Origin of the sequence: Zhongshania sp. (assembly GCF_041584495.1) — a bacterium.
GTDB lineage: Bacteria > Pseudomonadota > Gammaproteobacteria > Pseudomonadales > Spongiibacteraceae > Spongiibacter.
This window is the reverse complement of the sequence record NZ_JBFHDY010000011.1, coordinates 23,847-47,784: the sequence shown is the minus strand read 5'-3', so window position 1 is coordinate 47,784 and position 23,938 is coordinate 23,847. Positions and strand designations below refer to the sequence as shown.

Here is a 23,938-nt window from a genome sequence, read left to right as displayed (position 1 = left end):
GCAATGATCATTCGGACTGCCACTTCCCTTGCTACTAGGTGGACAGGAATGCAGAAAAATTCGATGGAGCTACTCTGGAAAAGCTCCCATATATCCGGCGGAAATGCGACTTACGTAGAAGAGTTGTATGAAGCCTTCCTCACTGATCCAAACGCTGTTTCTGATGAATGGCGTAGCTATTTTCAACAATTACCCCGTGTTAGTGAAAACACAACTCACGATATCCCTCATTCGCCAGTTCGCGATCATTTTGCGCAATTAGCAAAGACCCCTGTTCGCTACAATGGCGCAGTCAATAACGAAGTTAGTGACCACGAACGCAAGCAGGTTAGGGTTATTCAGTTGGTCAGCGCCTATCGTCAGCGCGGTCATCAGGAAGCCCAATTAGATCCTCTGGGACTCTGGCAGCGGCCCCGAGTCCCAGATCTTGAATTGCAGTATCACCAGTTGAGTGAAGCCGATTTTGATACCGTGTTTCAAACCGGTAGTCTTTACATTGGTAAAGATCAGGCCACGCTGCGAGAAATTTACGACTCCTTGCGGGCAACTTATTGCCGCTCGGTGGGCACGGAATTCATGCATATTGTGGATACCCGTGAACGTACGTGGATCCAGCAGCGTATGGAGAGTGTTCGCTCGCAGCCGCAATACGGGCTCGAGACCCTCACCCATTTGTTGGAGCGGCTGACCGCTGCAGAGGGCTTGGAAAAGTCCTTGGGTTCTAAGTATCCTGGTACTAAACGTTTCGGTTTGGAGGGTGGTGAAAGCTTAATTCCAATGATGGATGCGATGATCCAGCGCGCAGGTGCTTATGGCGCCAAAGAGATCGTCATTGGTATGGCGCACCGTGGCCGCCTTAATCTTTTGGTAAATATTCTCGGTAAGAGCCCGGCGGAATTGTTCGACGAGTTTGAAGGCAAAGTTAAGTACCAAGGCTCCGCGGACGTGAAATATCATCAGGGTTTTTCATCTAATGTGATGACACCGGGTGGCGAAGTGCATTTGGCGCTGGCATTTAACCCCTCCCATCTGGAAATTGTTTCACCGGTAGTAGAGGGCTCTGTACGCGCCCGTCAAGATCGCCGCAACGACCCCATTGGTGACAAAGTGGTGCCGATTGTATTGCACGGTGATGCGGCGTTTGCCGGTCAGGGTGTGGTCATGGAAACCTTCCAAATGTCCCAGACCCGCGCGTATAAAACTGGCGGTACCGTGCATATTGTTATCAACAACCAGGTTGGGTTTACCACCAGCCTACAGGAAGATGCCCGCTCTACAGAATACTGTACCGATGTGGCAAAAATGGTACAGGCGCCAATCTTCCACGTTAATGGGGATGATCCCGAAGCGGTGTTGTTCGTTAGTCAAATGGCTGCCGATTACCGCCAGGAATTTAAAAAAGATGTGGTTGTGGACTTGATTTGCTACCGTCGTCGCGGTCATAACGAAGCGGATGAACCATCCGGTACGCAGCCGCTGATGTACAGTAAAATTAGCAAGCAGAAAACAACTCGTGAGCTGTATGTAAATAAGCTGCTAGACGAAGGCATTATAGATAAGGCCCTCGCGGAAAAAATGGCGGACGATTACCGTCAGGCGCTAGACAATGGCGAACATGTTGCAAAGAGTCTGGTGATGCAGCCCAACTCAGAAATGTTTGTCGATTGGACTCCTTATCTTGGTCACGCCTGGGATGTGGCGGGCGATACATCGATTGATGCAAAAGTGCTGAAAGAAGTTTCTGATGCGGTGAACGCGGTCCCAGAGGGTATTGTGGTACAGCGTCAGGTGGCCAAGATATACGAAGACCGTCGCAAAATGGCCGTTGGTGCAATGGATATTAACTGGGGCTTTGCTGAAGTTCTAGCCTATGGCACCCTGCTTAAGCAGGGGCATAAGGTACGTTTGACAGGCCAAGACGTAGGGCGTGGTACTTTCTCGCATCGCCATGCAGTGCTGCATAGCCAAAATGACGGTGGTCGCTATGTGCCACTGCAGAACATGAGCACCGAGCAACCGAACTTCTCGATTTTTGATTCGCTGCTGTCCGAAGAAGCAGTGCTTGCTTTTGAATATGGTTATTCAACTACTCAGCCAGACTCACTGGTTATTTGGGAGGCGCAGTTTGGTGACTTTGCCAACGGTGCTCAAGTTGTCGTTGACCAATTTATTAGTAGTGGTGAGCTCAAGTGGGGCCGTTTGTGTGGCTTAACCATGTTGCTGCCCCATGGCTACGAAGGTCAGGGTCCTGAACATTCTTCAGCGCGGTTGGAGCGCTTCCTCCAGTTGTGTGCAGAACACAATATTCAGGTTTGCGTGCCGTCTACACCGGCGCAGGTTTTTCATATGTTGCGGCGCCAGGCAATTCGCCCATTGCGACGCCCTTTGGTGGTTATGTCGCCTAAGAGTTTATTGCGGCACAAAGAAGCTGTGTCGACACTGGAAGAATTAACGACTGGTCAATTCCAAAACGTGATTGATGAGACCGATGACATTGATAAGTCTAAGGTCACGCGCATGTTATTGTGCAGCGGTAAGGTGTATTACGATTTGCGTGCCGCGCGCCGGGAGCATGGCAAGGACTCTATTGCGATTGTGCGCTTGGAGCAGGTGTATCCGTTCCCTTACGACGACTTGCGTAATGCGATTGCGCAGTACCCGAACTTGAAAAAGGTCGTTTGGTGCCAAGAAGAGCCCCGTAACCAAGGCGCCTGGTATAACAGCCGCCATCGTATGACACGGGTTATTCGCAGCTTTAAGCCTGAGAAAAACCTCTTGTTGGGCTATGTTGGCCGTGAGCCTTCGGCGTCGCCAGCGGCGGGTTATATGGCTTTGCATTTGGCGCAACAAGAAAAATTCATCACTCAGGCACTTAAACTTTAAACGTGTCTGCACACTTATAGAGACTGTCTCGTACAGCAATATTAATTGACAGGAAAGATAATGAGCATTGAAATTAAAGCGCCAACATTTCCAGAATCCGTTGCCGATGGCTCTATTGCGACATGGCATAAGCAGGTAGGCGAAGCAGTGCTGCGTGATGAGCCTCTGGTCGATATCGAAACCGATAAAGTGGTCTTAGAAGTTGTTGCACCGGCTGACGGTGTGCTGAAAGAAATACTGAAGTCAGAAGGCGAAACCGTGCTGAGCGACGAAATGGTCGCCACCTTTGAAGAGGGTGGGGCCGCGTCTGCGGCGAGCACCCCTGCTGAGGCCGAAGCGGCGCCAGCGGTCAGCGCGCGAAATTTAAAAATCAGTCCGGCTGCACGTAAAATGCTTGAGGAGAAGGGGGTTGATGCCGCAGCTGTAACTGGCACAGGTAAAGGTGGTGTGATTACCAAAGAAGATGTGGTGAACCATAAGCCCGCGGCGTCAGCGCCAAGTGCAGCTGCCGCTGAGCCTTCGGCCCCCGTTGCCGTAGATGTGCCTGCCGGTGAGCGCGTAGAAAAGCGGGTGCCAATGACTCGTTTGCGCAAGCGGATTGCCGAGCGCCTTCTGGAAGCGACCCATACCACCGCGATGTTGACGACCTTTAATGAAGTCAATATGAAGCCGGTTATGGATTTGCGTAGCCAGTACAAAGATTTGTTTGAAAAGTCGCACAATGGCACGCGTTTAGGTTTTATGGGCTTTTTTGTTAAGGCTGCCTGCGAAGCATTGAAACGCTTCCCCGTTGTGAACGCGTCAATCGACGGTGATGATGTTGTCTACCACGGTTTTCAAGACATTGGTGTGGCGGTGTCTACGGAGAAAGGCTTGGTTGTTCCCGTATTGCGCGATGCTGAAAACATGAGTATGGCCAAGATCGAAGAAAAAATTCGTGAATACGGTCTGCGTGCTAAGGACGGCAAACTTAGCATGGAAGACATGACTGGCGGTACGTTCACGATTACTAACGGCGGCGTGTTTGGTTCCTTGCTGTCTACGCCAATTTTGAATCCGCCACAAACCGCAATTTTGGGCATGCATAAAATCCAAGACCGCCCTATGGCGGTGAACGGCGCAGTGGTTATTCTGCCGATGATGCACTTGGCTTTGTCTTATGATCACCGCTTGGTTGATGGTAAAGACGCCGTACAGTTTTTGGTGGCGATCAAAGACCTAATTGAAGATCCGGCTCGGATTTTGCTCGAAGTCTAAAGCCCGCTGCACCGTGGTTGAATCAGTTTAATTGCCGGGAGCGTCGCTATGCGGCCTTTCCGCACAAAAAGGAAATAGGACAACACAATGTCAAAATTTGATGTGGTAGTAATCGGTTCCGGTCCGGCGGGCTATGTGGCCGCGATTCGCGCAGCTCAACTGGGCTTAAAAACCGCGTGTATTGAAAAAAATCTTAATAAAGAAGATAAACTTGCCCTCGGTGGTACTTGTTTAAACGTAGGCTGCATTCCTTCTAAGGCCTTGCTGGATAGCAGTTATAAGTATCATGAGGCCAAAGACGCTCTTGGTGTTCACGGTATTAGCACTGGCGATGTGGCAATTGATGTACCAGCCATGATCAAGCGTAAAGACGGCGTCGTCGCGCAGATGATCGGTGGTATTGGCGGTTTATTTCAGGCTAATGGCGTGACGGCAATTGAAGGCGCCGGAAAAGTATTGGCGGGTAAAAAAGTTGAAGTGACTGCTGCTGATGGTAGCGTTACGGTTTTAGACGCTGACAATATTATCATCGCCGCAGGCTCTGTGCCGGTCGCTATTCCGCCTGCACCGGTCGATCAAAATATTATTGTAGATTCAACCGGCGCGCTAGAATTCCAAGAAGTGCCGGGCAAGTTGGGCGTTATTGGCGCAGGCGTCATCGGCTTAGAGCTGGGGAGTGTTTGGTCCAGACTTGGCAGCGAAGTGGTGCTGCTGGAAGCGCTAGAAGGTTTTTTGCCTGCGGTGGATGGTCAGATTGCGAAAGAGGCAGCCAAGGTTTTCAAAAAGCAAGGCCTCGACGTTCGCTTAGGTGCGCGGGTTACCGGCACTAAAATCGTTAAAAAGCAGGTTGAGGTTAGCTATACATTCAAGGACGAAGAGAAAACTGAAATCTTCGATAAGTTGATTGTTTGCGTTGGTCGGAAGCCTTTAAGCACTGGCTTATTAGCTGCTGATTGCGGTGTTAACTTGGATGAGCGTGGATTTATCTTTGTTAACGATTACTGTGAAACTGATGCTGCTGGTATTTACGCTGTAGGCGATGTTGTTCGCGGACCAATGTTGGCGCATAAAGGCTCGGAAGAGGGCGTTATGGTCGCCGAGCGCATAGCAGGTCACAAAATTGCGATGAATTACGACTGTATTCCTTCCGTTATTTACACCCACCCAGAAATTGCGGGTGTCGGTAAAACTGAAGAACAGCTCAAAGCCGATGGCATTCCCTACAAAGTGGGTACTTTCCCCTTTGTTGCGATTGGCCGTGCGGTAGCCGCAAATGATACGACGGGTATGGTGAAAATGCTCGCCCACGAAGACACCGACCGCATTCTTGGCTGCCATATTATTGGCGCAAGTGCTGCTGACTTGGTGCAACAAGTTGTAATCGCTATGGAATTTGGCTCCTCAGCAGAAGATATTGGTTTGACCGTATTTGGTCATCCAACCCTTTCTGAGGCTGTTCATGAAGCTGCTTTGGCAGTAAATGGGCAGGCTATACACATGCCAAATCGCAAGAAGCGTAAATAGATTTGCGGTAGTGCGCGAAATTCGGGAAAATACGCATCCCGATTTCGCGTTGTTATCGCAATGTGCAGAGGGAGCGGGCCAAGTCACTGACAGGATCTAACTCGCTTAACACTTCCACAGACCGAGATGGTAATTCCAACATGAACCTTCACGAGTACCAAGGCAAGCAGTTGTTTGCCGAATACGGGCTACCTGTTTCTACAGGTTATGCCTGTGATACCCCGGAAGAAGCTGCAGCTGCAGCGGATAAGATTGGCGGTGATAAATGGGTTGTTAAAGCCCAGGTTCACGCCGGTGGCCGAGGCAAAGCTGGCGGCGTTAAGCTGGTTAGCAGCAAAGAAGATATCGCGGCATTTGCTGAAAAGTGGCTAGGCAAAAGCCTGGTAACCTATCAGACCGATGAGCACGGTCAGCCAGTGTCAAAAATCCTGGTTGAATCCTGCACTGATATCGATCAAGAGCTGTACTTAGGTGCCGTTGTAGACCGTTCATCACGTCGTATCGTTTTCATGGCATCTACCGAAGGTGGTGTTGAAATCGAGAAAGTTGCAGAAGAGACGCCAGAGAAGATTCTCAAAGCAATCATTGACCCGATGACTGGCGCACAGCCCTACCAAGGTCGTGAATTGGCTTTCCAGTTGGGTTTAAACCCAACACAGGTTAAGCAGTTTGTTAAGATTTTCTTGGGTTTGGCACAATTATTCCAAGACAAAGATTTGGCCTTGATGGAAATCAACCCACTGGTTATTACTAGCGAAGGCAATCTGCACTGCTTGGATGCCAAGCTGGTTGTTGATGCCAACGCGATGTACCGTCACCCTGAATTGGAGGCAATGCATGATCCTTCACAGGAAGACGAGCGCGAGGCGCGTGCGGCAGAATGGGATCTTAACTATGTTGCCCTTACTGGTAACATTGGTTGCATGGTAAACGGCGCTGGTCTGGCCATGGGTACCATGGACATCGTTTCTCTGCACGGCGGTTTCCCTGCTAACTTCCTTGACGTTGGTGGTGGTGCAACTAAAGAACGCGTTACTGAAGCCTTCAAAATCATCCTCGAAGACACCAATGTTAAAGCGGTATTGGTTAACATCTTCGGTGGTATCGTACGTTGTGACCTGATTGCCGAAGGTATTATTGGTGCAGTCAAGGAAGTGGGCGTAACTGTACCGGTTGTGGTTCGTTTAGAAGGTAACAATGCAGAGCTGGGTTCTAAACTGCTGTCTGATTCTGGCCTTGATATCATCGCGGCAACCAGTCTAACTGACGCGGCTGAGCAAGCTGTTAAAGCAGCAGGGGGCAAATAATGTCTATTCTTATCGACAAAAACACCAAGGTAATCTGTCAAGGTTTCACTGGCGGTCAGGGTACGTTTCACTCTGAGCAAGCAATTGCTTACGGCACGCAGATGGTTGGTGGTGTAACGCCAGGTAAAGGTGGCACTGAGCACCTTGGCCTGCCGGTATTTAACACGGTTAAAGAAGCGGTTGACGCAACTGGCGCAGACGCATCAGTTATTTATGTGCCGGCAGCATTCTGTAAGGATTCTATCCTTGAAGCAGCTACTTCCGGTATCAAGCTGATCGTATGTATCACTGAGCACATCCCAGTAATGGATATGCTTGAGTGTAAAGTTAAGTGTGACGAAATGGGCGTTCGCCTAGTCGGACCTAACTGCCCAGGTGTTATTACCCCAGGCGAATGCAAGATCGGTATTATGCCTGGTCACATTCATTTGCCAGGTAAAGTTGGCATCGTGTCACGTTCAGGTACCCTGACGTATGAAGCGGTTAAGCAGACTACGGACTACGGTTTTGGCCAGTCTACCTGTGTTGGTATCGGTGGTGACCCGATCCCAGGTTCTAACTTTATTGATATTCTTGCTCTGTTCGAAAAAGATCCTAAGACCGAAGCGATTGTGATGATCGGTGAGATTGGCGGTTCTGCTGAAGAAGAAGCGGCTGCTTATATTAAGGCAAACGTAACTAAGCCTGTTGTATCTTACATTGCTGGTGTAACTGCACCTGCTGGTAAGCGGATGGGTCATGCTGGCGCAATCATCTCTGGCGGTAAAGGTACTGCTGATGAGAAATTTGCCGCTCTGCAAGACGCAGGCGTTAAAACAGTTCGCTCATTGGCGGACATTGGCAAGGCATTGAAAGAAGTTACCGGTTGGTAAGTTCCTAAAGCGTTGTTAGAAAAGGCGGCTTCGGCCGCCTTTTTGCGTTCTGGTGATTCACTTTGTGGTGATGCGTATTATTTAAAGAGCGCGCTTGTTTAAAAAAATGAACTGTGATTCACTTGTTTGGTGTAAGGTAGGTTAATGGCATGGCGTATCGGGAAACGGATTTAGTTAGGCAGCGAAAAGTAGCGCAAAAATCCGGTTTATTGCATACCGCTGAAACCCTTGTGCGAGAAGGCGGTTTTGGCGCCTTAACAATTCAGGCGGTAGCCGAAGGAGCTGGGGTCGGGGTCGGTACAGTCTACCGCTATTTTAGCGGTAAGGATGAGCTTGCGACGGAAGTGTTTAAGCGCGCGACGAGCCGAGAAGTCAGTGCCGTTCGGGAGGTGTTGAATGGCAATGGCAGTCCCGCCGCGTGTTTGGCTGCGGCGGCAGAAGTATTTGCGGTGCGCGCCTTTGCTGCACCCAAATTGGCGTGGGCGCTCATTGCTGAGCCGGTAGACCCCGCGGTAGACCTCGCTAGATTACAGTATAGAAAAACCTACACAGCCTTGTTTGAAGCTGTGGTTCAGGCGGGAATAGCAAATGGGGAATTTGCGCCTCAGAGTGCGGGGCTTTCTGCGGCGGCCTTGGTTGGCGCTATGGCGGAAAGCTTATTGGGGCCCCTGGGTAACCGAGCTTGCGATGCGGATACGATAGCCGCGTTGCGATTATTTTGCCTGCGCGCCGTTGGCGCGCAATGTTGACATCTTGGAGGAGTAAGAGATGCCAGTGGTCAACTCTAGTACGGGTGCTGATACCGTGAACCCCGCGGATACTCACGAGGTTTTTAATCAATCACTGGTCTTGGAAAATTACAATCTTTACGGCAGTGATCTCCCTTTGCGGCAAGCCCTCAAGGCCAATGGTAATATCAACGAAGGCCTGCTTAGCGACTACGGCGAGCGCTGCGGTCGCGCAGATGTTATTAACTGGGGTTATGAAGCCAACGACAATAAGCCCCAGCTCGACACCCATGATCGCTTTGGTCATCGGGTGGATTTAGTTCGGTTTCACCCCGCTTATCATCAGTTAATGGATATGGCCTTAAGTGCTGGGATTCACTCTGGCCCGTGGCGGAAGGGCGCCAAACACGCCCACGTTCAGCGCGCGGCGCTAAGTTATATGCAATCGCAAATAGATGCTGGTCACGGCTGCCCTTTAACCATGACCTTCGCTTCGGTCCCGACGCTAAAGTTGACGCCGAGCCTTGCCGATAAGTGGCTGCCTAATATTCTCGAAAACGCCTATCAGCCTGACAATATTCCCTATTTTGAAAAGCGCGCCGTGACCATTGGCATGGGCATGACCGAGAAGCAGGGCGGTTCCGATGTTCAGGCCAATACCACATCGGCAGCGCCACTCAGTGGTCGTGGCAGCGGCGCGCTTTATTCGTTAAATGGCCATAAATGGTTTTTGTCGGCGCCGATGTGTGATGCGTTTTTGATGCTCGCAAAAACAGATGTCGGGCTAAGTTGCTTTTTGGTTCCGCGCTGGCGCGAAGATGGTCAAAAAAATGGGCTGTATTTACAACGACTTAAGAACAAAATGGGCAATGTCGCTAATGCCTCTTCTGAAGTTGAACTGCGTCAGGCACATGGCTGGATGGTTGGCGAAGAGGGCCGGGGCGTTCCCGCGATCATTGAGATGGTCGCGCTAACTCGCTTCGATTGCATGGTCGGCTCTTGCGCTGGTCAGCGTCAGGCGGTGGTGCAGGCCGTACACCACGCGCGCAATCGCCAAGCCTTTGGCGCGCGACTGATTGATCAGCCGTTAATGCAGAATGTATTGGCGGATTTACAGCTTGAGGTCGAGGGCTCATTGGCGCTGACGATGCGCATGGCAAGGGCCTTAGACAATGCTGATGATCCCGCTGAGCAGTTATTAATGCGCTTAGGCACCGCAGTTGGCAAGTTTTGGATTTGTAAACGTACGCCAGGGCACGCTTACGAGGCAATGGAGTGCTTGGGTGGTAATGGCGTCATTGAAAACTGCATTATGCCGCGGCTGTACCGGGAGGCGCCAATTAATGCCATTTGGGAAGGTTCCGGTAATATTCAGGCACTTGACGTACTGCGGGCTATTGCAAAAGCGCCTGTCGTGCTGGAGCAGTGGTTTGCGGAGCTGGCCGGCTCGGCAGGCCTTATCCCAGACTTGGATCGTGCCGTAGAGATGTTGCAGGACGCGTTTAAAAAGTTGCGAGATCCAGCCTGTCAGGCGCGGCAATTAGTCGAACAGCTTGCGTTGACCATGCAAGCATCGCTATTAGTACGCTATGCACCGGCTGCTGTGGCAGATGCCTTTATACGTTCGCGGTTGGCGGGGCGACAGGCCATTTATGGCTGTCTTCCCGATGGCCTTAATCTAGGAGCGATACTCGAACGGGTGCTACCGGAGCAATATTAAGTGGTACTGAACTCTTGAAAATCATCTAGAAGCCCCCATCTTTCAAACACTGTCCGTCTTAAGCGGCGGACATACTTAATTTAGTATTAAAAGGTGGAAATAATGTCAACAGCAGAAAAAGAAACTTTGGGTTTTCAAACTGAAGCCAAGCAAATGCTTCAGTTAATGATTCACTCTATGTATAGCAATAAGGAAATTTTTCTTCGCGAGCTGATTTCTAATGCGTCCGATGCCGCAGACAAGCTACGTTACGAAGCGCTTGCCGATGGCGCGCTCTACGAAAACGACCCCGACTTACGTATCCGTATCACTCTAGACAAAGAAGCGAATACCTTGACCCTGAGCGACAACGGTATTGGTATGTCCCGCGAGGAAGTGATTAATAATTTGGGCACCATCGCCCGTTCCGGTACCGCCGAGTTTTTGAAAAATCTCAGCGGTGATGGCAAGAAGGATTCTCAGTTGATTGGCCAGTTCGGTGTTGGCTTCTACTCGGCCTTTATCGTTGCGGAGCGAGTTGAAGTGCTGACTCGCCGCGCGGGTTTAACTGCTGCAGACGCAGTGCGCTGGGAATCTACCGGTGAAGCTGATTTCTCTATTGAGTCATGTGAAAAAGCTGATCGTGGCACCACCGTAATTCTGCATTTGCGCAAAGAAGATACTGAATTCACCGATGATTGGCGGGTGCGCTCAATTATCAAGAAATATTCAGACCACATCAGTATTCCCGTGCAAATGCTAGAAAATGTCCCTGCCGCTAAAGAAGGCGAAGAGCAGAAAGTGGCCGAGTTTGAAGCCGTAAACAGTGCCACCGCCTTGTGGACGCGTTCGCGTAGTGAAGTTACTGACGATGAGTATCAGGCATTTTACAAGCATGTGAGTCACGACTTTAGTCCGGCCCTCCATTGGAGCCACAATAAAGTAGAAGGTAAGTTGGAATACACCAGCCTACTGTATCTTCCTGGTCAAGCGCCGATGGATCTGTGGAATCGCGACGCGGCGCGGGGTTTGAAACTCTATGTGCAGCGCACCTTTATCATGGACGACGCTGAGCAATTCCTGCCCTTATACCTGCGTTTCGTGAAAGGGGTTATCGACTCTAATGACCTGTCTTTGAATGTATCCCGCGAAATTCTGCAGCAAGACCCAGCTGTTGATGCTATGAAAAGTGCTTTAACGAAGCGCGTGCTAGATATGCTGAGCAAACTTGCGAAAAGTGATGTTGAGAAGTACCAGCAGTTCTGGAAAGCCTTTGGTCAAGTAATGAAAGAAGGTCCCGCAGAAGATTTCAGCAATAAAGAAAAAATCGCCAAATTGCTGCGCTTTGCCACAACCCACGACAATAAAGCTGAGCAAACCCATTCGTTGGAAGACTATGTCGCCCGGATGAAAGAGGGTCAAACTAAGATTTATTACGTAGTTGGCGAAAGTCACAAAACCGCTTCTAGTAGCCCTCATCTGGAAGTATTCCGCAAGAAGGGCATTGAAGTCTTGTTACTGTCTGAGCGAGTAGATGATTGGTTGATGAACCACCTTGCTGAGTTCGACGGCAAAGCTTTCCTTGATGTAGGTCGCGGTGATTTAGACTTGGGTGACCTTGAAGACGAAGCTGAGAAGAAGGCGCACGAGGCATCTGCCGAGGCACATAAGGACTTAGTTGAGCGGGTAAACACTGTACTGACTGATAAGGTCGAAAAAGTTCGGGTGACTAGCCGCTTAACGGAGTCGCCAGCCTGCTTGGTGGTTACTGAAGACGATATGGGCGCGCAAATGCGCAGAATGTTAGAAGCTGCAGGTCAGGCGCTGCCGCCAAGCAAGCCCGTTTTTGAGCTCAATCCTGAGCATCCCCTGGTACTTAAACTTGACAAAGAGGCTGATGAAGACCGCTTTGCCGATCTGGTTGGCATTCTCTTTGACCAAGCGCATTTGGCTGAGGGGGCTCAGCTGGATGACCCGGCGGGCTATGTACATAAGCTCAATAAATTACTGCTAGAATTAAGTGCGTAAACTATGAATTAAGGCGGCGAAAGCCGCCTTTTTTGTATTAGAGGCTATTGCTGCAATGCTAGACTCTCTAATAATAACTAGCGGGTAGAAGTAAACTATGACCACAAAACATAAGGTTGCCGTTATTGGCGGGGGTAGTTTTGGTACTGCGATTGCCAATATTATTGCCGATAATGGCCACGATATCTGCCAGTGGATGCGAACTCCAGAGCGGGTTAAAGAAGTTAATCAGCAACATACTAACGAGGTTTATTTACCCGGCATTTCATTAAATCCAGCGCTGCGTGCCAGTGCCGATTTACGTGAAGCCGTGGCTGGCTGCGATACCGTGTTCTTCTCTATTCCGAGTAAGTCCAGTCGCGAAGTGGCACGGCAGTTGGCCGGCTGTATCGCACCCGGAACGATTTTAATCAGTACCACCAAAGGTATTGAGTTTGAAACTAATAAGTTAATGAGCGAAGTCCTGCTAGAAGAATTACCGCAGGTTAGAGTGGGGATTTTGAGCGGCCCGAATTTGGCAAAGGAGCTCGCGGCGCGAATGATCACCGGAACGGTGGTGGTGAGTAAAGACCCTGGTGTTACCAGTACGATTCAAGACTTGCTGCAGTGTTCCTACTTTCGGGTATACGCCGGCAGTGATATGTATGGTGTCGAGCTGGCTGGTGCCTTGAAAAATGTTTATGCCATCACCGCTGGTATGGCGGCGGCCCTGGGTTGCGGACACAATACAATTAGCATGCTGATAACTCGCAGCTTGGCTGAAATGAGCCGCTACGCGGTTATTAAGGGTGCAGACCCACTTACGTTCTTGGGCCTGGCCGGGGTTGGTGATTTATTTGTTACCTGCACCTCGCCGCTTAGTCGCAACTACCGTGTCGGTTTTGAGCTGGGGCAAGGGCGCGATCTCAACGAAGTGGTAGCTAGTTTGGGGCAAGTCGCGGAAGGCGTAAACACGCTGCGGTTAATGAAAGAGCAATCACAGTTGCTCAATATCTACATGCCTTTGGTACATGGACTCTACGATATTATTTACAATGGCTGCAAGGTTGGTGACGTTATCGGCACCATGATGTGCGCTGAACAAAATCGTGATGTGGAATTTACCCTGCAATAGCAGAGACAGACTATTTCGGGCTTATATTAGGGGCTTATGGAAATTTTGCTAGTACGCCACGGCGCGGCGTCGTGGGACACTCAGACCGATATTGAACGAACTTTGACGGCGGCGGGTAAAACGGAAATCTGCGCTGCAGCGGAGTGGTTGACGGCCAGTCAGTGGCAGCCGGAGGAGCTGTGGGTTAGTCCTTATAAGCGAGCGGTAGAGAGCGCAGAGATATTTAATCGGCAATGGCAGCTGCGGCCGCGTCTAAAATCCTCGCTTACCCCAGAGACGCCCTTGTCAGATTTAGAAACCATGTTGGCGACCTTTAAGGGCGAGCGTTTGATGTTGGTCGCCCATAATCCCCTGTTGAGCAATGCAATAAATCATTGGCACGGTGGGGGAGCACAAAGTTACTGGGGCATGCAAACGGCGAGTATGGCCATGATGCAGGGCGACGTGTTTAGTCAGGCTTGCGCAAGCTTGCAATGGCTACGGCACTACCCCAATTTCGGCCATAATGGGCGCTAAGGCGGATCTATGTCGACAGCGCAAGAGCGGCAGTTTTTTATTGATGGAATGACTATCAGTGCCAAGCAGTGGGGAAGTAGTGGTGTCCCGACTATTGCGCTTCACGGTTGGCTAGATAATGCGGCCAGCTTCGACGCGTTGGCGCAGGGCTTACCTGAGCTCACGTTACTAGCATTGGATTTGCCGGGTCATGGTTTGAGTGACCATAAACCCGCTTCAGGTAGTTACGCTATTTGGGATGATCTGCGTTTTGTTCTGGCTGTTGCGGAGCAGATGGCTTGGCCGAAATTTGTACTGATCGGTCACTCGAGAGGGGCGATAATGGCCAGTCTGCTGGCTGGGGCAATGCCGGAGCGGATTTCACATTTAATCTGTCTTGATGGATTTCTCCCGCCACCTGAAGACCCAGCTAATTTCCCTGTTCAGCTCGGTCGTTATTTACGTGATTTTGCCCAGTTTGGTGGTGGCGATAGAGGCTATATTGCCGTGTCTGATGCGGTAGCGGCGCGGCGCGCTGCAACGCCGATGTCCGATGTGGCGGCTCGCCTTATTGTTGAGCGCGGCAGTTACTGTGGCGAGGACGGGCGGGTGTATTGGCGCAGTGATCGCCGGCTTAAACTGGCCTCGCCAGTGAAACTTGGTTTGGCGCAGTTGCAGGCCAATATGGATGCCATTGTGGTGCCCAGCATGCTTGTCGTTGCCGATCAAGGTTTCGGACGTGTATTAAACACATTGCCGCCGACATTGCTGAGTGGCTTTGAAATTCAGCATATTGAAGGTGGACACCACTGTCATATGGATGAGCAAGCGCGGCAAATAACGCAGTGGATGAAGACATTTGTAGGCTTGGGCCTGACCGGCGGCTAAGTCTGCTAATCGCTGGCCCTGCGCTAAGACGAAAAAAAGCCCCTTCTAGGGGCTTTTTTGCTATCAAACTGCCTACACTTTGTTAGGCAGGCCGGTTAATTAGCGACAGAAATTCAGTGCGGGTTGCGTTGTTGTCTTTAAATACGCCCAGCATGGCACTCGTGCGCATAATTGAATTTTGTTTTTCTACGCCGCGCATCATCATGCACATATGGCGAGCTTCGATAATGACGCCGACACCCTCTGAACCGGTAACATCCATAATAGTCTTGGCTATCTGCGTTGTCAGGCCTTCTTGAATCTGCAACCGACGGGCGTACAAGTCGACAATGCGCGCCACCTTCGAGAGGCCTAGCACTTTGCCGTTAGGAATATAGGCGACATGACATTTGCCAATAAAGGGCAGTAGGTGGTGTTCACACAATGAGTAAAGCTCGATGTCTGAAACCACTACCATTTCATTGCAGTCAGAATCGAATAGGGCGTCGTTAACAACGTCTTTTACACTGCGACGATAGCCTTCGGTCAAAAATTCAAAGGCTTTGGCCGCGCGAGCTGGGGTGTCGAGCAAACCGTCTCGGGTGGGGTCTTCGCCAATCTTTTTTATGATATCTGCAAACGCTTTTTCCACGTTACTTCCTTAGCGCGTTGTCGGGAACGAATAGTAACAAACAGACCCTCAGCTGCCAAATACTGTGGTGTCTTTAGTTATAAATAGGTACAGGATTATTCTGCTTGGGCAGTGTAAAATTGGTTTTTATCTGAAGTGAGTAAGATTGTGACAAGTAACGACGAGATTGGTCGAGAGCTGCATACTCTCCGAGATTATTTGCGCTGGGCGATGAGCGAATTTGGACGTGCTGGCTTATTTTTTGGTCACGGCACCGACAATGCCTTTGACGAGGCGAGAATGCTGGTATTTCACGGACTTCACTTGCCTTTGGGCATGGATCCGGCCTTGCTCGACGCGCGTTTGACACTCGTTGAGCGGCAGAAAGTGCTGGCGCTTATTCAGCGCCGGGTAGAAGAGCGCTTACCTGCTGCTTACCTCACCAACGAGGCCTGGTTTGCAGGTTTGTCGTTTTATGTCGACGAGCGGGTTTTGGTGCCACGCTCACCGATTGCAGAGCTTATTGGCCAAGATTTTGAGCCGTGGCTGTCTGCGCGCCCTCAGCGAATCCTTGACCTGTGTACTGGCAGCGGGTGTATTGGTATCGCCTGTGCTTACCAATTTGACGAGGCGATGGTCGATTTAGTGGATATTTCGCTGGATGCGCTTAATGTCGCCGATATTAATATTGCTCGTCATGAACTGGGGGATCGGGTCAGTGCCGTGCAGTCTGATGTGTTTGACCTGCTTGGCGGTCAAACCTATGACCTCATTGTTAGTAACCCCCCCTATGTTGATGCTCAAGACTTAGCAGCGATGCCCGCTGAGTATCACCGCGAGCCGGCGCTAGGCCTAGCCTCGGGCCCTGATGGTCTGGATATCACCCGGCGTATTCTGCGCGAGGCGGCAAACCATCTCAATGAAGAGGGGATTTTAATTGTTGAGGTGGGCAATAGCTGTGTGGCGCTTGACGACGCGTTCCCAACAGTGCCGTTTATGTGGCTTGAATTTGAGTATGGTGGTCACGGCGTATTTGCCATGAGCCGAGAGCAATTGCTTGAATATGCAGAGAGTTTTGCTTGAAGCTCTGATCTTGGTCGAGCTTTACCGTATAATTCTCCATCAGTAATTTGGCTGGCCGCGAGTAACTGCGCGGTAAGTCGTCAATGAATAGCGTTGGGATAATCAATGTCAGGTAATAGCATCGGTAAATTATTCTCGGTCACCACCTTTGGTGAGAGCCACGGCTTGGCGCTGGGCGCCATTATTGATGGCTGCCCGCCAGGTCTTGAATTGAGTGAAGCCGATTTGCAGCTCGATCTTGATCGTCGCAAACCGGGTACCTCGCGCTATACCACTCAGCGCCGTGAAGGCGACGTGGTAAAGATTTTGTCTGGGGTGTTTGAAGGCAAAACCACCGGTACCTCGATTGGTCTGTTAATCGAAAACACCGATCAGCGCTCCAAAGATTACGGCAAAATCAAAGACCGGTTCCGGCCAATGCATGCTGATTACACCTACCAGCAAAAATACGGCAGCCGTGATTACCGTGGCGGTGGTCGCTCGTCTGCACGTGAGACCGCTATGCGGGTGGCGGCTGGAGCGGTCGCTAAAAAGTATTTGGCCACGCATTGTGGTGTCGAGGTGCGCGGCTATCTATCTCAGCTTGGCCCTATTGCTATTGATCATGTGGATTGGAGTGTCGTTGAAACCAATCCCTTCTTTTGCCCAGATGCCGATAAAGTGCCGCAGATGGAAGAGTATATGCAGAAGCTGCGTAAGGCCGGTGATTCTGTCGGAGCCAAACTCACCGTGGTAGCTAGCGGTATGCCGGTGGGTTTGGGCGAGCCGGTATTCGATAGGCTCGACGCCGATATTGCCCATGCGTTAATGAGTATCAATGCGGTGAAAGGGGTTGAGATTGGCGCTGGTTTTGAGTGTGTGGATGCACTGGGTAGTGAGCATCGCGATGAGCTTACGCCTCAGGGATTTACCTCGAATAACGCAGGTGGCATTTTAGGCGGTATTTCTAGCGGTCAAGATCTGGTGGCGCATTTGGCCTTGAAGCCGACCTCCAGTATTTTGATCCCGGGGCAAACGGTTGATATTGACGGTAATGCCGTTGAGGTCATTACAACTGGCCGTCACGATCCATGCGTCGGCATCCGTGCGGTGCCTATTGCGGAGGCAATGGTCGCTATTGTGTTAATGGATCACTCGCTGCGCAATCGTGGGCAAAATGGTGGCGTGCATTCGGCTACCCCGGTAATTCCCGCAGCCGCATCGTGATGTCGGTATGACTGCTGCGCTGCCGTACTGGCGTTTGTCAGGTTTTTATTTCTTTTATTTTGCTCTTTTAGGTACCTGGGTGCCGTATTGGTCCCTGTACCTAAAGTCCTTGGGCTTTAGCTCAGAAGAAATTGGAATTCTGACATCCTTAGTGATGCTCACCAAAATACTTGCGCCCAGCTTATGGGGTTGGCTGGCTGACAGCTTTGGCTATCGCAGCCGCATTATTCGCGTGGGTGCATTTATGGCAATGGTGGCCTTCTCTGGCGCGTTTTTACGTTCGGACTTTTGGTGGTTAGCCGGTGTCATTATAAGCTACAGCTTTTTCTGGAACGCGGTGCTGGCACAATTTGATGTGCTCACTTTATCTCATCTTGCCGGTCGCTATGGCCGTTACAGCCTCATTCGGGTTTGGGGTTCTATTGGCTTTATTGTTGCCGTTATTGGTATCGGTTGGTGGCTAGATAGCCACCCTATTGGTCAGTTACTTTATCTCATTACCATTTTACTTAGCGGTATATGGGTGGCGAGTTTGTTGGTGGTAGAAAAGCCGGGGGGCTTGCGCCAAGACGCTGAGCGGCAGTCACTTAAAGGCATATTGCGACAACCCGCCGTTATTGCTTTTTTTGCGGTAAGCTTTTTTCTGCAATTATCCCATGGTCCGTACTACACCTTTTTCAGTATCTACCTCGAAGCGCAGAACTATTCACGTAGCTTAATAGGTGGCTTGTGGTCGCTTGGTGTTATTACAGAAGTTCTGCTGTTTTTGTTTATGCATCGATTGCTGGTGCGGTATAGCTTGCGAGGAATTGTGTTGTGGAGTTTGGGTTTGTCCGCGTTGCGCTGGCTGCTTATAGCGTATTTTGTTGAGCACGCCGCAGTTTTAGTGCTGGCGCAATGCTTACACGCGGCCAGTTTTGGCAGTTTTCATGCCGCTGGCATTGAAATTATCCGTCACTGGTTTACCGGCCATCATGGTCAGGGGATGGCTATGTACAGCGGCCTTAGCTTTGGTTTGGGAGGCGCCGCTGGTGCTTTGCTGAGCGGCTGGGGCTGGGATATTGGCGCGCAGCAATGTTTTGTTGCCGCGGCGGCGGCGGCAATTATTGCTTATGTTGTGGCCTGGTTCTGGTTTGACGTAAAAGCGGAGCCGCAAGCGACTTTAGAGTAATAATCTACTGGCTGCCAAGCGAGGGCTTTTGTAGACTTGCAGTGAGTTCTTTAAACAGGTAAAACCATGGCCCAGGAATCCGTCGTTTACGGCTGCATTACTGATATGCTGTTCGCCCGAGATCTCGCTGCATTAGATAATCGGCGAGACAATAATCAGCTGGTTACGGCCTTGCTGCCCGCGGCTGAAGACTGGCCACTCTTGTGCCGAGAAATGTTTTCGGCGCCGCGTCCCGCGATTGATTTTGGCAGCTGCCAAACCGACGTCATTCATTTTGGTAGCTCTTATAAAGCCATTGAACACGAGTGGGATGAGTGGCTGCGGCAATTCGAAAATATGCTTCACAAAATGTACTGGGTTAGCGCTACGGTGCACTTACAAACGGCCTATAACGGCACGCATACTTTTGTATGGCAGGCGGAAGAAGATTTTCACGTGCCGGGGCAGGGGAGGGGTAAATTGCGCTGCGAGTGGGTACGAGAAGATATATCGGGTTAATAAAGGGGTGCTGGCACTCGGAGTTTTTCTTTTAGCAAAAGGTTTAGCGTGGATAACACTGTCATTCAAGATTATGTAAAAACCTTTAAGCGTTACCGCACGCCGGTGTTGGCGGTGTTGGCAACGCTAATGCTCGTGTCCTCTGCCGTGTGGACCTTTGACGTGCCCTGGCAAGATATTGCTAGCTACTTCTTGCTCTGTGTCACTGGTGTTAGCGTTGTCGCGCTGCTCTCGGCGGCGCTGGTTTTTACCGTAAAGCGGTTGCGGAGTTAGCCCTGCAAATTAGCTTACAACGATATCAACATCGAGTTGCTCGGCAATTGCGTCGAGGCTATTCTCCAGTTCGTCAAAATCACAGCCTGCGGGCATTTGTGCGCTAACATGAGCCTCGAATAGGGCGTCACCGCTCATGGCGGCACTGGTGATGTTAGAACTCATTTCTATTACGTTAATCTGTTGCAGTTTAAGGGCGCGGCTAACTTCGCGGACAATGCCCGGACGATCATTACCCAAGATGTGCAATTTACATTGCTTGCCACTCGCGCCGGGTGCGGGGTCGCTGACACCGGGCTGAATGTGGATGGTTAAGCCCTCTATATTTAAGCTGCAAAGCGCATTGCTGAGCTCGTCAACGTCCGTTTCATTAACGGCCACCCGAACGATGCCTGCAAACTGCCCAGCAAGTTGGGTCATACGGCTTTCCAGCCAGTTGCCTTGATGGTCGGCGACAATGTCTGAGAGGCGTTCAACGAGGCCGGGCCGGTCTTGTCCTAAAAAAGTAAAAACCAATGAGCTGTTCACGGCGTACCCTTATTCTTTATTGGAGTGCTGATACTAGAGTATAGTCTGGGCAGATTGCGAGTGTAAGTGGGGATTTGTATGAAGGTGATTGTGGATTTTTGCATCATTCCCCTCGGCGGAGAATTGTCGTTGACCCCCTATATTGCTGAGTGCCAAAAAATCATTGCCGGCTTGGGTCTAGAGCATCATCTGCATGCCTACGGCACTAATATAGAAGGTGAGTGGGAGGTGGTGATGGATTCGGTTAAACGCTGTCATCAGCGTGTGCACGAGATGGGCGCGCCGCGAATATCGACTCAGCTTAAAATTGCGACGCGCAGCGATAGAGACCAAACTATGGTCGAAAAAGTTAATCATGTGCGGGACTATTTAGCGCAGTCTTAAACCCAGCAATAAATGAGAGATCAAGCAATGACAAAAAAAGTATTGCCACAGGCTCGGATATTTTTTGGTTTTTTTATGTTGCTGACGATGCTTGCTGCTGAAGCCGAAACGCTTAGGGAAGCTCCTAGTTGGCCAGGGGTTGTTGATGGCTCGCACCGCAGCGCCGAGCACCGAGCGCGCGATGTTTATCGGCACCCAGTAGCAACCTTGATGTTTTTTGGTGTGCAGCCCTGCGACACAGTCGTTGAGTTATGGCCAGGCGCAGGGGGCTGGTATACCGAGATACTGGCACCGTTGCTGCGGGATTGCGGAAAGCTTTATACCGCTCAGTTTGCTAAAGACAGCGTTGTGGGGTACTACCAAAAATCTCGTCGCACCTTTGAACACAAATTGGCGGCGAATCCTGATGTTTACGACAAACTATCGGTGACCACCTTACAAGCGCCCAAATATCTTGCCATTGCCCCGGCAGGAAGTGTTGATAAGGTATTGACTTTTCGCAATGTCCATAACTGGTTGCAGGCGGGTGTCTCCGAACAGGTATTTGCGGCGGCGTTCACGGCCTTGAAGCCAGGCGGCATTTTCGGTGTTGTTGAACATCGGGCAGATCCTGCCGCAAGCATAGCGGAGATGGTGAAGAGCGGCTACGTTAGCGAACAATTGGTGATTGCTCAGGCTGAGGCGGCTGGCTTTTTATTGTTGGAAAGCAGTGAGGTTAATGCTAACCCAAAAGATGGTCACCACCACCCAGAAGGGGTGTGGACGCTTCCGCCGAGCTTACGCGGAGGCGAAAAGCTGCAAGCAAAGTACCTCGCCATTGGCGAAAGTGATCGAATGACTCTTAAATTTGGTAAACCTGTACATGAATGATAATGATTATGTTGAAATCCCCTGGCAAAAACTCAGTCCCGACGCCTTTCAGGGTATGCTCGAAGAGCTGGTGAGTCGCGAAGGTACTGATTACGGTGAGCAAGAGCTGAGTACCGAGGCGAAAATAAGCCAGTTGCGTCAGGCGCTGACGCAAAAGCGCGCAGCGATTGCTTTTTGCCCTGACAGTGAAAGTTGGACGGTTATCGCCAAGAACTAAAGCTTGAAGTTCCTTGTACTTTGAGCTTGAGAGCGGCAATCGTCGCTGTTACTAATTGATTTGGACAGAGTAATGACAATAGCAGTAGATCACACACTGGATACCTGCGGCCTGTTTTGCCCAGAGCCGGTAATGATGTTGCACAATAAAATCCGTGATATTGCCTCTGGCGACGTACTGGAAATTATTGCTACCGATCCCGCGACGACCCGTGATATCCCGAAATTTTGTAATTTCCTTGGTCACACTTTGCTGGCTAAAGAAGAAAGCGACAAACAATATCGCTATTTTGTTCAAAAGGCCTAAATAGCGAATATAGTGCTGTGTAGGCCTGCTGGTTTAGGATTGCAGTAACTGGCTTAGGGCGCGGGTAGCAACCGCCCCACCCGCCTTAATCTGATTGGCAATATGGTATTGAAAGAAATAGCGGAAGGTAGAGGCGTTCTGCACGGCAAATAGGCAGGCATCGCCGATTAGAATAGGGAAATGCGTGGCCAAATCAATATTCGCCACCATGCCTTCTAAATCGCCATTTTGCTGTAAACGCCAACTGATGATAGGTTGGAGTTCAAATTCCTTATTTTCACCCAGCAGGGCCGCGTGGCTGCCAATAAAGTCAGGGAATTCCTGTATAAACCCGCCGTCGGCTGGCTGAGGGTAATTTACCATGGCGTCGAGCGCAGCTAAGTGGTGTGGAGGCACCTCGCTAAATCGCCGCTCTTTAACGGGGTCGTAATAGCCCTGAGACAGGCCTGATGCGGGATCAACTAAATCAATACAGCGCGCAACACCGTTAAGCCAAGGTAGCAAAGCGACATCTTTGCCATTGGCCAGCCGCGCCCAGCCTAAGATCTTGACCGCGTAGAGTTTGTCGCGGCTAAGCACGTGGTGGGCGTAGAGTAGGCAGAGGCCTTCGTACTCGGGAGAAACCCGGAGGATTTTATGTTGCTCAACGCGCGATGGCCGCTGAGGAAACGGGATAATCTTCGCGGAGGAAGACTTGCAGGGGTTACGTGGAGCCATAACATCATTCCTCACGTAGCGGGCGATATATTGCGCGGCTAAGGTCTGAAGCACGTGGCTAGAGGTGCAGAATCACCCCATTGCTCGCCATGCTCAGTTGCAAAGACGGTGCGCGGATATCCCTTTCTGTTAAAATTACTCCCTGTTTCCTGTTTTGCCAAGTGCTTCAAGATGAGTTTTTACTATTTTGCCTATGGTTCTAATATGAACCCCGCCCGAATGCAGGCGCGGGGTCTGGTGTTTAGCGCTGCCGAAAGCGCTCGCCTGCCAGGTTACCGCCTCGCCTTTAATAAGCGCTCGCACTGCACCCCGGGCGTGGCCTACGCCAATGTCGTGCACAGCAGTTATGGCGCAGTAGAAGGCGTTTTATATGCCCTGGCAAATCCGGATGCGCTCAACATAATGGATGGCTTTGAGGGCACGCCAGTGCGCTATAGTCGTGAGTGTATGACGGTGCAAACGGCGACGGGCGCAAAATCTGCGTGGATTTATGTTGCAAATCCCGCCTATGTTGAAGCGGGCTTGCTGCCGGAAAGCAATTACTTAAACCATTTATTGGCTGGCGCAGCGCATTTGTCTCCCCAATATTTAGTCATGTTGCAGGCTCAGGTCTGCCGCCCAGCCGTTCAGCTTCTTGGTGATAAAGGCCTGCTTTACAATGCGTGAATCCCTTGGCGCTGATGTTGGTCTGGGGAGTGAGCGTATATGCGAGATATTTGCTGCCTGCTTTGCAACAAGTCACAAAACAGTGTTGATCGGCGGGGGGGAAGAGCCGTTTTATCAGCCTGCGACCGAGTCTGATGGCCATCATAAAATTGTCTATCGCGCAGATTATGCCGCCAGCGCGCTTCACGAGGTAGCGCACTGGTGTATCGCAGGGGAGGCGCGGCGACAGCTTCCAGACTATGGTTATTGGTATGAGCCGGATGGGCGTAATAGCGAGACTCAGCGTATTTTTGAGAGCGTTGAAGCGCGGCCGCAGGCTTTGGAATGTGTGTTTAGCCTGGCTGCCGGTCGCCAATTTCGGGTGAGCATCGACAATCTCGGTGGCGATTCGTTCGATCCATTTCCCTTTCAATTGGCTGTTTGGCAGCAGGTGCAATGCTATCTGCGCCGGGGTTTACCTGGGCGCGGGGAGCAATTTCGGTGTGCTCTGGCGCGCGCTAGTGGTTCAGAAACCGATCTGGCGACGATTAATATACCTTTGGAATATACTGCACAAAATATATTAAATTCATTTAGTTAACGATATTTGTTGATATTTATTCTAGGATAAAAGC

25 protein-coding genes are annotated in these 23,938 nt (G+C 50.7%); 22 read left to right on the top strand and 3 right to left on the bottom strand.

From position 1 onward, the window contains the following. The first annotated feature begins 48 nt into the window (after positions 1-48). From ABYP33_RS03745 to ABYP33_RS03695, 11 genes are all read left to right on the top strand, one after another. Positions 49-2,883, top strand: coding sequence for a 2-oxoglutarate dehydrogenase E1 component (locus ABYP33_RS03745; protein WP_373088567.1), 2,835 nt, complete (start codon positions 49-51; stop codon positions 2,881-2,883). A gap of 60 nt (positions 2,884-2,943) precedes the next feature. Next, positions 2,944-4,140 carry a 2-oxoglutarate dehydrogenase complex dihydrolipoyllysine-residue succinyltransferase gene (gene odhB, locus ABYP33_RS03740; protein ID WP_373088565.1) on the top strand — a complete coding sequence of 399 codons (1,197 nt, stop codon included), beginning with the start codon at positions 2,944-2,946 and terminating at the stop codon, positions 4,138-4,140. Between the two features lie 87 nt (positions 4,141-4,227). After that, positions 4,228-5,664, top strand: coding sequence for a dihydrolipoyl dehydrogenase (gene lpdA, locus ABYP33_RS03735; RefSeq protein ID WP_373088563.1), 1,437 nt, complete (start codon positions 4,228-4,230; stop codon positions 5,662-5,664). Between the two features lie 140 nt (positions 5,665-5,804). Continuing rightward, positions 5,805-6,971: an ADP-forming succinate--CoA ligase subunit beta gene (gene sucC, locus ABYP33_RS03730; protein ID WP_373088561.1), complete on the top strand. Its 1,167-nt coding sequence runs from the start codon at positions 5,805-5,807 to the stop codon at positions 6,969-6,971. After that, entirely contained in the window at positions 6,971-7,843 is an 873-nt protein-coding gene (gene sucD / locus ABYP33_RS03725) for a succinate--CoA ligase subunit alpha (protein WP_373088559.1), read from the top strand. Before sucC ends, sucD begins: the two co-directional genes overlap by 1 nt. A gap of 149 nt (positions 7,844-7,992) precedes the next feature. Beyond that, positions 7,993-8,592, top strand: a complete 600-nt coding sequence (locus tag ABYP33_RS03720) for a TetR/AcrR family transcriptional regulator (protein WP_373088557.1) — start codon at positions 7,993-7,995, stop codon at positions 8,590-8,592. A gap of 19 nt (positions 8,593-8,611) precedes the next feature. Next, on the top strand, positions 8,612-10,291 hold the full coding sequence (locus ABYP33_RS03715; protein ID WP_373088555.1) for an acyl-CoA dehydrogenase family protein: 1,680 nt from the start codon (positions 8,612-8,614) through the stop codon (positions 10,289-10,291). A gap of 102 nt (positions 10,292-10,393) precedes the next feature. Next, positions 10,394-12,298, top strand: a complete 1,905-nt coding sequence (gene htpG, locus ABYP33_RS03710) for a molecular chaperone HtpG (protein ID WP_373088552.1) — start codon at positions 10,394-10,396, stop codon at positions 12,296-12,298. Between the two features lie 97 nt (positions 12,299-12,395). Continuing rightward, positions 12,396-13,412: an NAD(P)H-dependent glycerol-3-phosphate dehydrogenase gene (locus ABYP33_RS03705; protein WP_373088550.1), complete on the top strand. Its 1,017-nt coding sequence runs from the start codon at positions 12,396-12,398 to the stop codon at positions 13,410-13,412. Positions 13,413-13,448: 36 nt separating this feature from the next. Next, complete coding sequence (locus ABYP33_RS03700) at positions 13,449-13,928, top strand: histidine phosphatase family protein (protein WP_373088548.1); 480 nt, start codon at positions 13,449-13,451, stop codon at positions 13,926-13,928. A gap of 9 nt (positions 13,929-13,937) precedes the next feature. Then, entirely contained in the window at positions 13,938-14,795 is an 858-nt protein-coding gene (locus tag ABYP33_RS03695) for an alpha/beta fold hydrolase (protein ID WP_373088546.1), read from the top strand. 82 nt (positions 14,796-14,877) lie between these two features. Here ABYP33_RS03695 and folE read toward each other — a convergent pair whose 3' ends face one another. Next, a complete protein-coding gene (gene folE / locus ABYP33_RS03690; RefSeq protein ID WP_373088544.1) occupies positions 14,878-15,426 on the bottom strand; it encodes a GTP cyclohydrolase I FolE in 549 nt (182 codons plus the stop codon). Between the two features lie 147 nt (positions 15,427-15,573). Between folE and prmB the strand changes: the two genes are divergently transcribed. From prmB to ABYP33_RS03665, 5 genes are all read left to right on the top strand, one after another. Continuing rightward, positions 15,574-16,488, top strand: a complete 915-nt coding sequence (gene prmB / locus ABYP33_RS03685; RefSeq protein WP_373088542.1) for a 50S ribosomal protein L3 N(5)-glutamine methyltransferase — start codon at positions 15,574-15,576, stop codon at positions 16,486-16,488. 105 nt (positions 16,489-16,593) lie between these two features. Further along, positions 16,594-17,694, top strand: coding sequence for a chorismate synthase (aroC, locus tag ABYP33_RS03680; protein ID WP_373088540.1), 1,101 nt, complete (start codon positions 16,594-16,596; stop codon positions 17,692-17,694). Positions 17,695-17,701: 7 nt separating this feature from the next. Next, complete coding sequence (locus ABYP33_RS03675) at positions 17,702-18,865, top strand: MFS transporter (protein ID WP_373088538.1); 1,164 nt, start codon at positions 17,702-17,704, stop codon at positions 18,863-18,865. A gap of 66 nt (positions 18,866-18,931) precedes the next feature. Then, entirely contained in the window at positions 18,932-19,363 is a 432-nt protein-coding gene (locus ABYP33_RS03670) for a hypothetical protein (protein ID WP_373088536.1), read from the top strand. A 48-nt stretch (positions 19,364-19,411) separates the two neighbouring features. Continuing rightward, positions 19,412-19,636, top strand: coding sequence for a hypothetical protein (locus tag ABYP33_RS03665; protein WP_373088534.1), 225 nt, complete (start codon positions 19,412-19,414; stop codon positions 19,634-19,636). 9 nt (positions 19,637-19,645) lie between these two features. Here the strand turns inward: ABYP33_RS03665 and ABYP33_RS03660 are convergent, their stop codons facing one another. Beyond that, positions 19,646-20,164 carry a glycine cleavage system protein R gene (locus tag ABYP33_RS03660; protein WP_373088531.1) on the bottom strand — a complete coding sequence of 173 codons (519 nt, stop codon included), beginning with the start codon at positions 20,162-20,164 and terminating at the stop codon, positions 19,646-19,648. Positions 20,165-20,242: 78 nt separating this feature from the next. Between ABYP33_RS03660 and ABYP33_RS03655 the strand changes: the two genes are divergently transcribed. The 4 genes from ABYP33_RS03655 to tusA all read left to right on the top strand — a co-directional run bounded on the left by ABYP33_RS03655 (position 20,243) and on the right by tusA (position 21,941). Further along, a complete protein-coding gene (locus tag ABYP33_RS03655; RefSeq protein WP_062383677.1) occupies positions 20,243-20,548 on the top strand; it encodes an MTH1187 family thiamine-binding protein in 306 nt (101 codons plus the stop codon). Between the two features lie 27 nt (positions 20,549-20,575). After that, complete coding sequence (locus ABYP33_RS03650; RefSeq protein ID WP_373088529.1) at positions 20,576-21,418, top strand: class I SAM-dependent methyltransferase; 843 nt, start codon at positions 20,576-20,578, stop codon at positions 21,416-21,418. Beyond that, positions 21,411-21,635 (top strand): YheU family protein, encoded by a 225-nt coding sequence (locus tag ABYP33_RS03645; protein WP_373088527.1) that lies wholly within the window; start codon positions 21,411-21,413, stop codon positions 21,633-21,635. The genes ABYP33_RS03650 and ABYP33_RS03645 overlap by 8 nt, the downstream gene beginning before the upstream one ends. A 72-nt stretch (positions 21,636-21,707) precedes the next feature. Next, complete coding sequence (gene tusA / locus ABYP33_RS03640) at positions 21,708-21,941, top strand: sulfurtransferase TusA (protein ID WP_008249979.1); 234 nt, start codon at positions 21,708-21,710, stop codon at positions 21,939-21,941. 33 nt (positions 21,942-21,974) lie between these two features. On the opposite strand, the gene ABYP33_RS03635 is transcribed toward tusA, so the two are convergent. Then, positions 21,975-22,658 carry a hypothetical protein gene (locus ABYP33_RS03635; protein ID WP_373088524.1) on the bottom strand — a complete coding sequence of 228 codons (684 nt, stop codon included), beginning with the start codon at positions 22,656-22,658 and terminating at the stop codon, positions 21,975-21,977. A 171-nt stretch (positions 22,659-22,829) separates the two neighbouring features. On the opposite strand from ABYP33_RS03635, the gene ABYP33_RS03630 reads away from it, so the two are divergent. Together ABYP33_RS03630 and ABYP33_RS03625 are read left to right on the top strand one after the other, a co-directional pair. Beyond that, positions 22,830-23,324 (top strand): gamma-glutamylcyclotransferase family protein, encoded by a 495-nt coding sequence (locus ABYP33_RS03630; RefSeq protein ID WP_373088522.1) that lies wholly within the window; start codon positions 22,830-22,832, stop codon positions 23,322-23,324. Next, positions 23,317-23,904 (top strand): elongation factor P hydroxylase, encoded by a 588-nt coding sequence (locus ABYP33_RS03625; RefSeq protein ID WP_373088520.1) that lies wholly within the window; start codon positions 23,317-23,319, stop codon positions 23,902-23,904. Before ABYP33_RS03630 ends, ABYP33_RS03625 begins: the two co-directional genes overlap by 8 nt. The last annotated feature ends 34 nt before the right edge of the window (positions 23,905-23,938 follow it).